Source organism: Clostridium sp. DMHC 10, from assembly GCF_001270375.1.
GTDB lineage: Bacteria > Bacillota > Clostridia > Clostridiales > Clostridiaceae > Clostridium_S > Clostridium_S guangxiense.
In genome coordinates this window covers 778,985-792,756 of record NZ_LGVB01000015.1, presented here as the reverse complement: position 1 = coordinate 792,756, position 13,772 = coordinate 778,985, and the positions used below count along the sequence as shown (strand labels likewise).

Here is a 13,772-nt window from a genome sequence, read left to right as displayed (position 1 = left end):
CCACATCAACTCCATAAATATTTATTATAGCTTTTTTGCAATTTGGATAGCTTGATCATCACTTATGTCAATTAATTTATTACTAATATTAACTGATGTATTATTTACATTACTAGCTGCAACCTTAACAATGTTCCTGGTAGAATTTTCTGTATTTTTACTTGCAAATGCAATAAACGACATACTTATTAATGTTACTACTGCTGCCAAAGCAACTCCCATTAATCTTATTTTATTCATAAAGAACTACCTCCAAAACATTTTTTCGTGCATGGATTTTTATCTAACTTTTATTATACAGCAAAAAAAGATGCTGTTAAATTGCTTGTTAAATTTATCATAGGTGAATTTAAAGTTTTAATATTAATTTTAATCAGGCAGCTTATGTTAACTATACTTTATAACGATAATAAAGAGGATTTTGTAATAAAACAAAGAATATTTAAATATTGTAGTATTCTTCTTTTTTATAGTAAGGATGGATTTTTTATGGAAAGTTTTATGTATGAGCTTCAAAGTAAAAAAGTTATTTCTAAAAATGACGTTTTAATTTTAAAACAATATATAAATAAAAAGTTTAGTGATTACACTCAAGTTCAAAAGCTAAATGTTTTAACTTCATCAATACATCAAATTCTCGATAAAAATATTGATGGTATAGAAAAGAATTATATTACTAAGCTTAAACAAGATCTTTTAAAAAATACTTTACTAAAAAATGGACAAACAATTTTTCTTATAGATATATTTAACACTTGCATTTCTAATAAAAGTGCTGAAATTAGTTTTTATGAAAGCGTCTTAAATTGGGTTAACTCCAAGGTTGAAAATAAAATTTCTTTGTCAGAATTTGAGAAATTTAATATAAAATTAACTCCTTATAAAGAGGAAGAACCTAAAACCAATATTGAAGCTGAGAATTCCTCTGCGGAAGCTATCCGTAAAATTACACCTTTAAATACAAATGAAAATATCATAAAAACAATTTTCATTTCAAAGCCATTTAGGTTTTCTATTTTAGCTTTATTTGTTTTTTCGATAACAATCCAAAATAACAATATAATCAAAAACATTTTAAGTCAGTCCAAATCAAATAATATAAAAATTTCTGCTAAAAAAACAGTAAATAAATCTGAAAATTTTGTTGCTTCAAGTAAAATATCTAATTCTAGTTTGCCTAATTATTTTAACTATAAAAATATAAATCAAAATTCTCTAAAAAAATATTTGAAGAGCAAAAATTCTATTTTAGAGCAAGAGCCTTACTTTTCCACCTTACTTGGAGTTGCAAGGGAATTTAATTTAAACCCGCTTATTTTATTTGCAATTACAGGACAAGAACAGGCTTTCGTCCCAGCTAATAATCAATACGCAAAAAAAATAGTAAACAACCCTTTCAATGTTTACCACAGCTGGAAAGAGTATAATACTAATCTTAAAGATGCTGCAGAAATAGCCAGCAGAACTGTAATTAATTTATGTAAAGATAAGCCTAGTAATGAGGAGCCTTTTCACTGGATAAATAAAAAGTATGCTGAAGATCCTCATTGGGGAGAAGGGGTACGTAAATTTTACGAGGAACTGGAGAAAAACAATAATGCTGAATATAAATAAAGATAAATGTACCAAGCAAAGCTCTTCTTTTTATCCTTCATATCTATGTCAATGGCAGTTTATTTACTCTTGGCAAATGTTGAATCTCTTACACTGCCCGCTGTAAAAAATGCTAGAGCAATAAGTATTAAAATTATAGCATTTGGAAACACTTTAAATTTTCTAATGCTATCTACAGCCCAATAAAATGGTGTAAATTTCATTAAAATTTTAGCTGCTGCATATTTGCTTTTATCATCGCTGCCTATTAAATATATAGAAAACATTAATAAATACATTAAGGTAATGATAAAACATCCAATACTATATTCTTCAAAAATTCTTGACACCATAATTGCTATAGAGGTAGATATCATGCTTACCAGAATTATATTTAAAACTTCCATAGAAAAATTTTGAAAGCTGTGTGTAAAAACTAAATTTACTGCTGAAAGCGAAAGTATAGAAATACATGATTGAACTATAACAATAGATATATATATACTTGCTAATATGCGATATCCATAACTTGCTGTGGAGGATACTCTCTTTAATATTTTATCTTTTTTAAGTTCTAATAAGTCCTTGTTAAACAAAACCGAATATATAAACATAAGATACATAATATTTATTACAGGAAAAAGTTTATCATACTTAATAGAATTGCTTATATTTTTATAACTAATATGTAAAATATTCTTTTTAATTTCCTTTCCATTTTTAATTACATTATTTTTCTCCAAAACATTTAATCTTCATGCTCTCTTTTATGCTATTCTTTAGGTTGTTTTCAAAGTCTTTCATTGATATTCCCATCTTGTACCTTATAAACATTAACTATAGGCTTTAATTTACTATTAATACTGTTAGAAAAATCATATGGAAGTTCATATATGGCTGTATATTTGTAACTTTTTAGCGCATTTAAAGCTTCAGTTTTACTTTTATAAACCCTTTTAACCTTTAATTTTTTAATGAGCTTATCTCCATAAACTCCTTTATCTAAGTTTATAACTGCTGCCGTATTATTAGGAGCTTCATCACCTTTATTATTAATAAAATATACAAAACCTGTAATAAATATTGGTATAAAAAACATATATGCTATAGTTTTATTATCCTTAAGATACCTTTTTGCAGTTAGCAAATATCACAATAATAAAATCCATTTTTAGTTAGTCTCCCATCTAATTTTAATCTTAAAAAATGCTATAAGATAAATAACTATAGAGAAAAAAATCATATAACATAAATCTTTTTCTATGCTTGCAAAAGAATTAAAAATCATACAATTTTTATATGCTTCCGATATAACATTTAAAGGAGAAAAATCACATATTTTTGCATAAGCATTATTAGTTGTTTCTGTTATTGGAATAAATGCTCCTCCAAAAAAGTGTTTGAAAAAAAAAGTAAAGCCGTAAGAAAAGAAAGAGAAAACCTTTCGCTGAAAAATGCTATAATAAATGCTGAAAGACTTGCAACCACTAAGCTTTGACAAATTAAAATGATTGATAAATTTATAAAATTACATTTTCCAAAGGCAAAGCCAGTTACAATAAAACCTAATATATATACCCCTCCATAAACAACACTGTATATAAAATAGCATATAACATTTAAATTAAATAACTTCTCCTTCTTCATTGGCATAGCCATGATTCTTTTAAGAACACCGTCTTTTCTCTCTTTTTTATAAGAACCAACTATTCCGATAGCTATTGATATAATGATATAATTAATTAGTGTATACCCTAAATTTTCATAAGCATTTAAATTTTTTTTAGGCTTCACAAAATTATTCTTAAGTATTTTATCTGAATATATATTTTCCAAATCATCATATACTTTTTGTCTATCTTCTTTGCTTAAAGACATTACTTTATTTGAAATCATCTTATTTTCTGTAATGAATTTTCCATATTCGTTTATGACATTTTCTATGGTGTTTTTATCACCTTGAGCTATACCACTTTTATCACTAATGGTTATGGTCACTTTATTTAGCTCAATTATTTTCTTCTCATATCCCTTTGGTATTGTAATGATGCACTTGGAATTTTTAGATACACTAAATATTTTTTTTATATTTTGTGTTTGAAAAACTTTTTTAAGCTCTTTAGAACTTTTGCTATCATCCTTATCAACTATGGTTATATTAATTTTATCAACTTTTGTTTCAGGCTCATAAGCATCTTTAAAGAAGTATCCTAAACAACTTGTAATTAAAATAGGAAAAATGCAATAAACTAATACTATCTGTTTCCAACTTATAGCTATACCCTTAAGCGCTAAAATAATATTGCTCCTAATTGACATATACTCCATCCTCGCATGTTTAATCTCTTAAATTTTTTTTTACCCGTAATAGCTAAAAAGACTTCCTCCAAAGAAGCTTCCTCAAGATTAAAACTTCTTATTTTCTTATTTTCTTTTGATAAAAGCATGATGAGCTCTTCTACATTAAATTTGTTTTCATCTATAAATACGCTAATTTCTTCATTTTTAAGGAAAACATCTTTGACCCCACTTAATTCCTTCAACCTTAATAGCAATTCATCGTTAAAATCATCTATTTTCAATCTTATAGTAGAATGCACACTCACCATAGACTTAATTTCAGATTTTGACCCATAGGCAACTTCACTTCCCAAATCAAGGATAAATATGTTATTGCATAGTGCTTCAACTTCCTCCATATAGTGTGATGTATAAATCACAGTAGTTCCATCTTCCTTGTTTATTCTTCTTATGAACTCAAAAATGCAATTTCTGGACTGCGGATCTACACCCACTGTGGGTTCGTCCATTATTAAGATCTTAGGCTTATGCATGATTGCTGCAGCAAGATTAAGCCTCCTTTTCATTCCTCCTGAAAATTTCTTTACCTTTTCCTTTTTTCTATCTGTAAGACCAGTTACTTCAAGTGCCATCTTAATTCTGTCTTTTAAAAGCCTTCCCGAAAGACCATAAAAAGCTCCAAAATACATTAGATTATCATATGCTGAAAATACATCCATAAGAGCAAGTTCCTGTGGGACAAGGCCTATCATTTTCTTTGCCTCCACAGTATCCTTTAAAATTGAATATTTTCCAAGCAATACGTCACCACTGTTTGGTTTTACAATTCCTGACATTATATTAATTAAAGTTGACTTTCCTGCTCCATTAGGACCTATAAGTCCAAATATATCGCCTGACTTAACATGAAAAGAAATATTATCTAAGACAAGTTTATCATTAAATCTCTTAGTAATATTATCAACTTTAACATCGTTATCCATAAAATCAACCCCGCGTTTATCTCATTTATTCTTTTAAATATATTGTTGTATATAGATATAACTAAAAAATACACATACTATTAACCATACAAATGCCATTTTCTTTTCAATTATAAAATCAATTAAGTTTTGTACTGTCACATTTATCACTCCAAATATATATTAGAAGATGATAACATATTTTCCTAGTGCTTATGGTAACTAAAAAAATTACTTAAGTAACTATATTATTTTTAAATGCAAAAATTGTAAGCTGAGTTCTATCCCTAAGTTCAAGCTTAGAAAGTATTGAACTTATATTATTTTTTATAGTTCCCTCTGTTAAAAAAAGCTTTTCGCCTATTTCTTTATTTGAAAAACCATTTGCTATTTCTTTTATTATACTAATTTCTTTATCACTTAGCTTATAATCTTTTTTCACCTTATCTATTGAATTTTTTTGATTGTACTCTACATTTTCACTTATTATTTTAGATGCTACCTCGGGATTAATAACTACATTCCCTTTCGTACATGCTTTTATTCCTTCATAAATAAGATCATAATCACTATCCTTTAATATATAACCTGATGCTCCATACTTTAGTGCTTCGTGAATATATTGAACATCATTAAAGGTTGTTAATATTAGTATTTTTATATTGTTAAATTCTTTCTTTATAAGTTTCGTTCCCATAACTCCATCACTTTTGGGCATTCTTATATCCATTAAAACTACATCAGGGCTGTTTTTCCTGCATTCTTTAAGTGCCTCCTCACCATTAGCTGCTGTTCCAACAACTGCTATATCTTCATAAGTTTCAAGTATAATTTTAAGACCATCCACAACTAACCTTTCATCATCAGCCAATAAAACCTTAATTGCTCCCATTAAAATCCCCTCATTGTGTACCTTAAGCTTTTCTTGCTTTTCAATCTCAATTCTTACTAAAAATCCTTGTCCCTTTTTGCTTGTGTATTCAAAATATCCCCCTAAAGCTCCTACTCTTTCCCTCATACTTTTCATTCCAAAACCTTCTACTAAACCATCCGAGCCGATTCCATTATCCTTCAAGGTTACAACAACACTTTTTAGAGTATAAGCCATCATAATATGTATAACCGTAGCCTTTCCATGCCTAACACTATTAGACAAAAATTCTTGAATTATTCTATATATAACAAAAGATTGATCCGAATTAAAAGACCATTTTTCTTTTGTAAATGACAGTCTTACATCTACCCCTGTCATTTTTTTAAAATTATTTATAAGCTCTTGTATATTTAAAATACCTTCAAATTTTTCAAATTCCTTAGGTTTAATTTCTCTCACAGCCATTCTGACCTCATCTAGGCTCCTTTGAGTAAACTTTCTCAAATTCTTTGTTATCTTCTCTGCCGCATCTGGATCTTTTTTTATCATTTTTTCCACTGCACCGAGTTGTATTACCATTGTAGAAAGAGCATGTCCAACACTGTCATGTATTTCTCTAGATATTCTATTTCTTTCTCTAAGAGTTGTTATTTCTTCAATTGAAGCTGCATATAGTTCAAGCTCTTTATTTGCATTTTTCAAATTTTCTTCTGATATTTTAAGCCTATCATAAAGATCCTGTGCTTTAAGTTTTCTTTCTTTTTCATCCTTGGTAAAATAAAGAACAAATATAACTAGTATCGTTACCCCTAAATTAATCCCCCTATTTTCCATTCCGTAATTTAAAGAAAATACTATTCCTTCAATAATTATTATAATATCAAATATTATAGCTTCTTTTTTATTGAATATTACATTGCTGTCAATAGCAAGCAAAATAAGATATGTAAAAAGAAAACCACCTATCCAAACATTTGCAGTAATTGTAAAAATAATTTCTATTACAAAAGAAAACATTTTATGAAAGTGTTTTTGTAATGAAAAAAAGCGAAGTTGGCTGTTAATAATGAATATAAGTATAAAAATGAACATTGAACTAGTTAGAGTTTTCTTTGATATTACCATTCCTACTATAATAAAGAAAATAGTAATGTATCTTATAATAACAAAATTCTCATTATTACCCATATAATTATAGTTCCTCCAGAAATAATATAATGATATTATATCATATCTCAACTTTAGTTACTTTGCATTATTTTTACATAATAAAAATCAGTTTCAGATATTTTATTATATGAAATTAAGCACTACTTATAAATTTTAAAAAAAGAACAGCTAAACAGCTGTTCTTCACAAAATAAGTTTACTAATCGGGCTTAATGGTGTTATAAGGTTTCTAATTTTATCGTAAGGAATTTCTATTTTAAAAATACCATAATAACCTGGAGTATATTCATAAGGCTGATAATAAAGTACAAGTTTATTTTCAGTTAAGTAATACTGCTGATTTGGGATAATTCCATTATATTCACTTATAAGTTGAATATTATTATCTTTAATATATTGCTTTGCAATTGTATTTATTATAGGCACATAATTCATTTTAGGATTAAATAGATCATTAAAAGAATATACTTCTCCAGTTTTTGTATTTACAGTTAATGATGAATAAGCTGTAACACCATGAGCTGCTTTATTAACATAGGTATACATACTAAATAAAATACTTAAAATATCATTTTTATTTACTGTAACTTCATAGGTACCAAATATTTCATAAAAGTCTACTTTTTCCGGAAGCAAAACCTGACTTTTAAAAAGTTTGCTTACTTCATCTATAATATAATTGTTCACTTTTTGATAAAATTTTTATCACCATTATCATTTGGAATAAACGGATACTCTATAGTGGTTTTATCTGGAACAAGCTTTTGTTTTACGAGCGTTACACTATTTACAACTCTCATTTTATTACTTTCAAGTGGATTTCTTAAATAAATCATGTATACTCCCTTTCTTAAAACTATTTCAATACATTATATTTAAGCATCCAAGAGAATATACATAAATAAACTTTATCTCTGACCTTTTTCGTAAGGTATACCGTCAGCTGCTGGTGCCACAGTTTTACCAACAAATCCTGCAAGAGCAAGCATTGTTAATATATATGGGAACATAGCATACAATTCATTTGGAATATGCCATGCAAGTCCCTGTGCATTTATCTGAAGAGCATTACCTAATGCAAATATAATACATGCAATCATTGTAGGATATGGTTTCCAGTTTCCAAATATAAGTGCTGCAAGAGCTATAAATCCACGTCCGGATACCATACCTTCTTTAAATATAGGAGTCATTCCTAGCGTTAAACAGGAACCACCAATTCCTGCAAGAGCACCAGATATTATTACACATAAATATCTTATTTTATAAACACTTATTCCCATAGTATCAGCTGCTATTGGCTTTTCACCAACTGCTCTTATTCTAAGTCCAAGTGGAGTTTTAAAAAGTATAAAGTTTGCAACTACTACAAGTATAAAAGCTGCTATAATAAACCAGTTAAGTCCGCTTATAAACTTGCCAAGTATAGGAATATTCACTATGAAATTAGGTACATTAAAAGAAATTCCTTTAACTATTTCAGTTTGCCCACCAATCTTAAATACTTTAAAAATCATAAAACTTGTAAATGCTGCTGCAAATATATTAATTGCTGTACCTACAATTATCTGATCGGATTTTAAATGTATACTTAAAAAAGCAAGTAATGCCGATATAGCCGCCCCTGCTAAAACTGCGCATAATATTCCAGCTAAAGTGCTTCCTGTTTTATACGTACCTAATACAGAAAAGAAAGCTCCCATAATCATCATACCTTCAATTCCTATATTAGCAACACCGGATCTTTCGGAAAAAACACCGCCTATTGCAGCAAATATCAAAGGAGCTGCCATTCTTAAAGTAGAATCTATTATTGAAATTATAAAATTTATATCCTTCACCTTCTACACCCCTTTTATTTCCTTTTTCCTTTTTATGTATTTCAAAACATAATCAGTTGAAACAAATATTATTATTATTGCTTCAATTAAGGATACAACTTCTTTAGGTATATTGTTAAGCTGAAGTACCCTTGAACTATTTTCAAGTACTCCAAATAAAATAGCCGCTGGTATACATCCTATAGGATTATTTTTTGCAAGAAGAGCAACTGCGATACCATCAAAACCATATCCTATAAAACTTGTCATGCTACTGCTTTGATACATTGTTCCTGACAAATGAAGTGCTCCACCAATTCCCGAAACTGCACCTGAAATAAACATAGCTAAAATCATTTTGCTTTTTATATTTATTCCACCATACTCTGCTGCAAAAGGATTGATTCCAACTGCTCTTATTTCATATCCCAAAGTAGTTTTAGACATTAAAAGATATACTAATACTACAGCTATTAAAGCAAATATAATTCCAATGTTAGCTCTACTGTCAGAAATAAATCTAAACAATTGAGCACTTTCCTGTATTATAGGAGTACAAGCTTTATTCTTTACACCAAAATGTGTTTCCATTATAACCATATTTACAACATACATGGCAATATAGTTCATCATTATAGTGTTGATAACCTCATTTATTCCAAACTTAGCTTTTAAATATCCTGGAAGAGAAGCCCACAAACCTCCAACTAGTAGTCCACCTATTATTACAAGTGGAACATGTATCCACACACTTAAGCCAGGTATTAGTCCAAGAAGTGATGCGGCAAGAAATCCCATTGTGAACTGACCTTCTGCACCAATGTTGAATAATCCGCATCTATTTGCTATGGCATTAGCAAGACCTGTAAAAATAAGCGGCACAACATAAACAGATGTATCAAGTATCTGCTGTGTACTTCCAAAGCTTGATGATACAATAATAGACATTAAATCAGATAGTGCAGTAAAATAGTCTGTTATTGAATATTTTTTGCCCACATTACAAAAAAAACAGCTATAAATAATGAAAGAAATACTGAAATAAGTGGAAACAATAACGCATTTAAACTATCTTTTATTTTTGAATTTTTCATTTTACCTTTAACATCAATCTCACTCAAATGTATTCAACTCCTATTTATAGATAAACCAATTCAACTATTGAAATTTATGTGCACCATAATATCTAGAAATCAACATTTTGGTACAAATAAATTTCAAGTTTCAAAGTGTTTTATCTTTATTAATACTTCCGCCAGCCATGAGAATTCCCAATGTCTTTTCATCTACGCCCTTGTTTTCTAGCACTGCTACAATTTTCCCATCATACATAACGCCTATTCTATCAGATAAGCTCAAAATTTCATCGAGTTCAAGTGAAACAAGTAGTACCGCTTTTCCATTTTCTCTCTCAGAGACCAACTGCTTATGAATGTATTCTATAGCTCCAACATCTAGTCCACGCGTAGGTTGAGCTGCTATTAAAAGTGACGGCTGTTTAAAAATTTCCCTGGCAATAATTAATTTTTGCTGATTTCCACCAGATAGAGATGCTGCTGTTACCTCCTCACTAGGAGTTCTTACATCAAATTGTTTTATTAAACTTCTGCAATGTTCTTTTATTTTCTTATAATTTAAAAAGAATTTATTTTTAAAAGCTTTATTGTTTTGTAGCCCTAAAATACTATTTTCAAATAGTGAAAATTTTAAAACCAAACCTCTCTTATGTCTATCTTCTGGAATATGTCCTACACCCTCATCCATTATTTCTCTTGTGCTTCTTCCTGTTACTTCCTTACCATTTAGTTTTATACTTCCGCTTTGTGCTTTCCTAAGTCCTGTTAAAATATCAATTAGTTCACTTTGACCATTACCATCTACACCAGCTATACCAAATATTTCACCGCTTTTAACTGTTAAATCCACATCTTTAACAACTTTTACTCCTCTTTCATCTTCGGCATTAAGCTTATTTATTTCAAGTATAGCTTCTCCAGCTTCTTTATTGCTTTTATTTACCTTAAGATTAACTTTTCTACCAACCATCATTTCCGCAAGTTCATCTATATTAGTGCCTTTAGTGTTTAAAGTTTTGATAACCTCTCCACGCCTAATTATTGTTATTCTGTCACTCATATTCATAACTTCTTTAAGCTTATGTGTTATGAGAATGAATGATTTGCCTTCTTTTTTAAGCATGCTAATTATATTTGCAAGTTCTTCTATTTCTTGAGGTGTTAAAACTGCTGTAGGTTCATCTAATATTAATACCCTTGCTTTTCTATAAAGAGCCTTTAAAATTTCAACCTTTTGCTGCTGTCCTACAGATAAATCTTCTATCTTATCCTTGGCATTTACATTAAAACCATATGCCTTAGATAATTTTTCAACTTCAAGAATAGCCGATTTCATATCTATTTTTAGTCCTTTTTTAGGTTCCATGCCTAAGATAATATTTTCAGCTACAGTGAAATTATTTATTAGCATAAAATGCTGATGAACCATTCCTATTCCAAGTTTAATTGCAGCATGAGGTGTATTAATTTTTGTGCTTGTACCTTGTATGTATATTTCTCCACTTTCCGGTTGATATAGACCATAGAGTACATTCATAAGTGTAGTTTTTCCAGCACCATTTTCTCCCAAAAGTACATGTGTTTCTCCTTGAAGTAAGTCAAAATTAACTTTATTATTAGCAATGATTCCAGGAAATATTTTTGTTATTTCTTTCATTTCTATAATTTTTTCCATTACTTGTCCTCCTAAAAGAACTTTTTTACTATATTATAAAATCATTGATTCTTTAAAAAGAATCAATGATATTTATTTATAACAAAAGTAAATTCAATTTATTTTAATGCTTCAGCCTTAAAACGCATTAGCATCTTTAATTGTATCTGGAACTTTTATCTTTCCAGTTTTTATTGCATCTTTATATTTGTCAACTAAAGTTAATATATCAGCTGGTACGTGTTTCTTTGAAGAAGGTGCTATATCAACTCCGCTTTCTTTAAGACCAAAGTACTCTGTTTTTCCACCTTCGAATTTTCCTTTAGTAAGATCTTTAACAACTTGATATGTAGCGTTGTCAACTCTCTTTACCATACTTGTAAGTATTACATCTGAATATTGTGGAACTGTCTCAGCTTGATCCATATCAACTCCAATTGCCCATAACTGTTTGCTTTGCGAAGTCATTTCTTTTGCTGCCTTGAAAACTCCAACACCACTACCGCCAGCTGCATGATAAACAATGTCACAACCATCATTGTATAAAGTCTTAGCTATTTCTTCAGCCATATTAGTGTCTGTATAACTGTTTACGTACTTTTCTTCTACTTGTATTTTAGGATTTACAGTTCTTGCTCCAGCAATATATCCAGCAGCAAATTTATTTATTGAATCAATATTCATTCCACCAACAAAACCTATCTTATTTGATTTTGTCATTTTTCCGGCAATAACACCCATTAAAAATGAACCTTCTTGCTCTCTAAATACAAGTGAAACTACATTTTTTTCATTTACAACTGTATCAACTATTGCAAATTTCTTGTTAGGATTCTTTTTAGCTATAGCATCTAAATCGTCTCCCATTTGAAATCCAATACCAAAAATAAGATCTGAATTATTGCTAATTAAGGCTTGAAGATTTGGTTGAAAATCATCTTTTTTCATAGATTCTACTGCCTTGTAATCTACACCTAACTCTTTCCTAGCTTTTTCTATTCCAGTATTAGCTGATTGGTTAAAGGATTTATCATTTAATCCACCTTCACTAGTAGTTAACCCAACTTTAATTTTCTTTGTTGTACTAGTACCACTTTTAGAAGCATTAGTACTTCCACATCCTACCATTAAGCTTGATACTAGTGTTAATGATAAAACAATTGCTGCTGCTTTTTTAAACATTATATTACCTCCGATAAAATTAATTTAGGCATCTGAAAGAAAATAATAAGTCCATGTTGCGAGATAATTTTGTGTAATACAAGGAAACTGGTTCCGTTAATACTAGGAGTCTTAGCGGGTTCAGTTGACGAAATATTACGCAAAATTAGCCGCTAGATGAACCTATTATTTTTTTGAAGATGCCTTATTTATATAAAAAGTTCTTTTAACATTGAAACAAACGCATCCCTATCTAAATCCACACCTACATTAACATTTGTGGGCTTATTAAGTAGGTTATTTACATCTACGATAGTTTTCCCCCTAGTTAATTCACTGCTTGCTTCAACATCTACATGAAAACTTTTATATTTCATAATGCTGCTGTCAATTACATATCCCATAGCAAATGGATCATGCATTGCAGCTCCTTCTACATTAAATTTAGCACAATTTTCATATATTCTAGTTGCTATTTTGGCTACTAACTTTGCCATTTTGTTATTAGCTTTATCTATTTCTTCAATTTCATTCTTATATAGCAAAGCTCTATTTGTGACATCTAAGCCAACCATTGTAACTGGTATTTTAGAATTAAAAACTATTCTTGCAGCTTCTGGATCAGCATACATATTAAATTCTGCCGCTGGGGTGTCATTGCCTCCATTTATTGCTCCACCCATAAGTACAATACTATCTATTTTATTAACTATGTCAGGATATATTAGTATAGTTGATGCAATATTTGTAAGTGGTGCAAGGCAAACAAGCTTTAACTTTCCTTTGCATTTACATGCTTCTTCATATATAGTGTCATATGCATTTTTCTCATAAACCTTCATTTTAGGATCTGGAAATTTCAAATTACCAAGTCCAGAAACTCCATGATACCATTCTGCCGAAAAATGTTCTCTCCTAATGTGCTTCTCAGAACCTCTCGCAACTTTTATATCAAGTCCCGAAAATTCAACAAGCTTTAGCGCATTAACAGTGGTCTTTTCAAGTTCTACATTTCCAACTACAGTCGTTATTGCCTTAATATCAATATTTTTTGCTGCAAATGCCATGAGTATTGCTATGGCATCATCAATTCCAGGATCCGTATCTATAATAATAGGTATTTTCACTATTCATCTCTCCATAAAATCAAATTACATATTA

13 protein-coding genes and 2 pseudogenes are annotated in these 13,772 nt (G+C 29.4%); 1 reads left to right on the top strand and 14 read right to left on the bottom strand.

From position 1 onward, the window contains the following. Positions 1–24: 24 nt before the first annotated feature. Positions 25–240 (bottom strand): hypothetical protein, encoded by a 216-nt coding sequence (locus tag AGR56_RS05705; protein ID WP_053241464.1) that lies wholly within the window; start codon positions 238–240, stop codon positions 25–27. Positions 241–321: 81 nt separating this feature from the next. Here AGR56_RS05705 and AGR56_RS05700 point away from each other — a divergent pair, with 81 nt between their 5' ends. After that, complete coding sequence (locus AGR56_RS05700; RefSeq protein WP_157055680.1) at positions 322–1,614, top strand: hypothetical protein; 1,293 nt, start codon at positions 322–324, stop codon at positions 1,612–1,614. Between the two features lie 59 nt (positions 1,615–1,673). Here the strand turns inward: AGR56_RS05700 and AGR56_RS05695 are convergent, their stop codons facing one another. The 13 genes and pseudogenes from AGR56_RS05695 to AGR56_RS05640 form a co-directional block, all read right to left on the bottom strand. Then, positions 1,674–2,336 carry an ABC transporter permease gene (locus AGR56_RS05695; RefSeq protein ID WP_053241462.1) on the bottom strand — a complete coding sequence of 221 codons (663 nt, stop codon included), beginning with the start codon at positions 2,334–2,336 and terminating at the stop codon, positions 1,674–1,676. A 47-nt stretch (positions 2,337–2,383) separates the two neighbouring features. Beyond that, complete coding sequence (locus AGR56_RS05690; protein ID WP_157055679.1) at positions 2,384–2,692, bottom strand: ABC transporter permease; 309 nt, start codon at positions 2,690–2,692, stop codon at positions 2,384–2,386. A gap of 269 nt (positions 2,693–2,961) precedes the next feature. Further along, positions 2,962–3,912: an ABC transporter permease gene (locus AGR56_RS05685; RefSeq protein WP_053241460.1), complete on the bottom strand. Its 951-nt coding sequence runs from the start codon at positions 3,910–3,912 to the stop codon at positions 2,962–2,964. Then, entirely contained in the window at positions 3,885–4,877 is a 993-nt protein-coding gene (locus AGR56_RS05680; RefSeq protein ID WP_084756885.1) for an ABC transporter ATP-binding protein, read from the bottom strand. The genes AGR56_RS05685 and AGR56_RS05680 overlap by 28 nt, the downstream gene beginning before the upstream one ends. Positions 4,878–5,091: 214 nt before the next feature. Beyond that, positions 5,092–5,748 (bottom strand): response regulator transcription factor, encoded by a 657-nt coding sequence (locus AGR56_RS20715; RefSeq protein ID WP_053243285.1) that lies wholly within the window; start codon positions 5,746–5,748, stop codon positions 5,092–5,094. 48 nt (positions 5,749–5,796) lie between these two features. Next, positions 5,797–6,564 (bottom strand): annotated as a pseudogene (locus tag AGR56_RS23265) (sensor histidine kinase); the annotation flags it as partial. A 519-nt stretch (positions 6,565–7,083) separates the two neighbouring features. Continuing rightward, positions 7,084–7,587: an RsiV family protein gene (locus tag AGR56_RS05665; protein ID WP_242851330.1), complete on the bottom strand. Its 504-nt coding sequence runs from the start codon at positions 7,585–7,587 to the stop codon at positions 7,084–7,086. After that, positions 7,584–7,736 (bottom strand): hypothetical protein, encoded by a 153-nt coding sequence (locus AGR56_RS21440; RefSeq protein WP_242851329.1) that lies wholly within the window; start codon positions 7,734–7,736, stop codon positions 7,584–7,586. The genes AGR56_RS05665 and AGR56_RS21440 overlap by 4 nt, the downstream gene beginning before the upstream one ends. Positions 7,737–7,808: 72 nt before the next feature. Continuing rightward, positions 7,809–8,741, bottom strand: coding sequence for an ABC transporter permease (locus tag AGR56_RS05660; protein ID WP_084756884.1), 933 nt, complete (start codon positions 8,739–8,741; stop codon positions 7,809–7,811). Positions 8,742–8,744: 3 nt separating this feature from the next. Next, positions 8,745–9,841, bottom strand: a pseudogene (locus tag AGR56_RS05655) (ABC transporter permease). Positions 9,842–9,944: 103 nt separating this feature from the next. Then, a complete protein-coding gene (locus tag AGR56_RS05650; protein WP_053241459.1) occupies positions 9,945–11,471 on the bottom strand; it encodes an ABC transporter ATP-binding protein in 1,527 nt (508 codons plus the stop codon). Positions 11,472–11,588: 117 nt separating this feature from the next. Then, complete coding sequence (locus AGR56_RS05645; protein ID WP_084756883.1) at positions 11,589–12,635, bottom strand: BMP family ABC transporter substrate-binding protein; 1,047 nt, start codon at positions 12,633–12,635, stop codon at positions 11,589–11,591. A 185-nt stretch (positions 12,636–12,820) separates the two neighbouring features. Then, positions 12,821–13,738: a nucleoside hydrolase gene (locus AGR56_RS05640; RefSeq protein WP_053241457.1), complete on the bottom strand. Its 918-nt coding sequence runs from the start codon at positions 13,736–13,738 to the stop codon at positions 12,821–12,823. Positions 13,739–13,772: the final 34 nt, after the last annotated feature.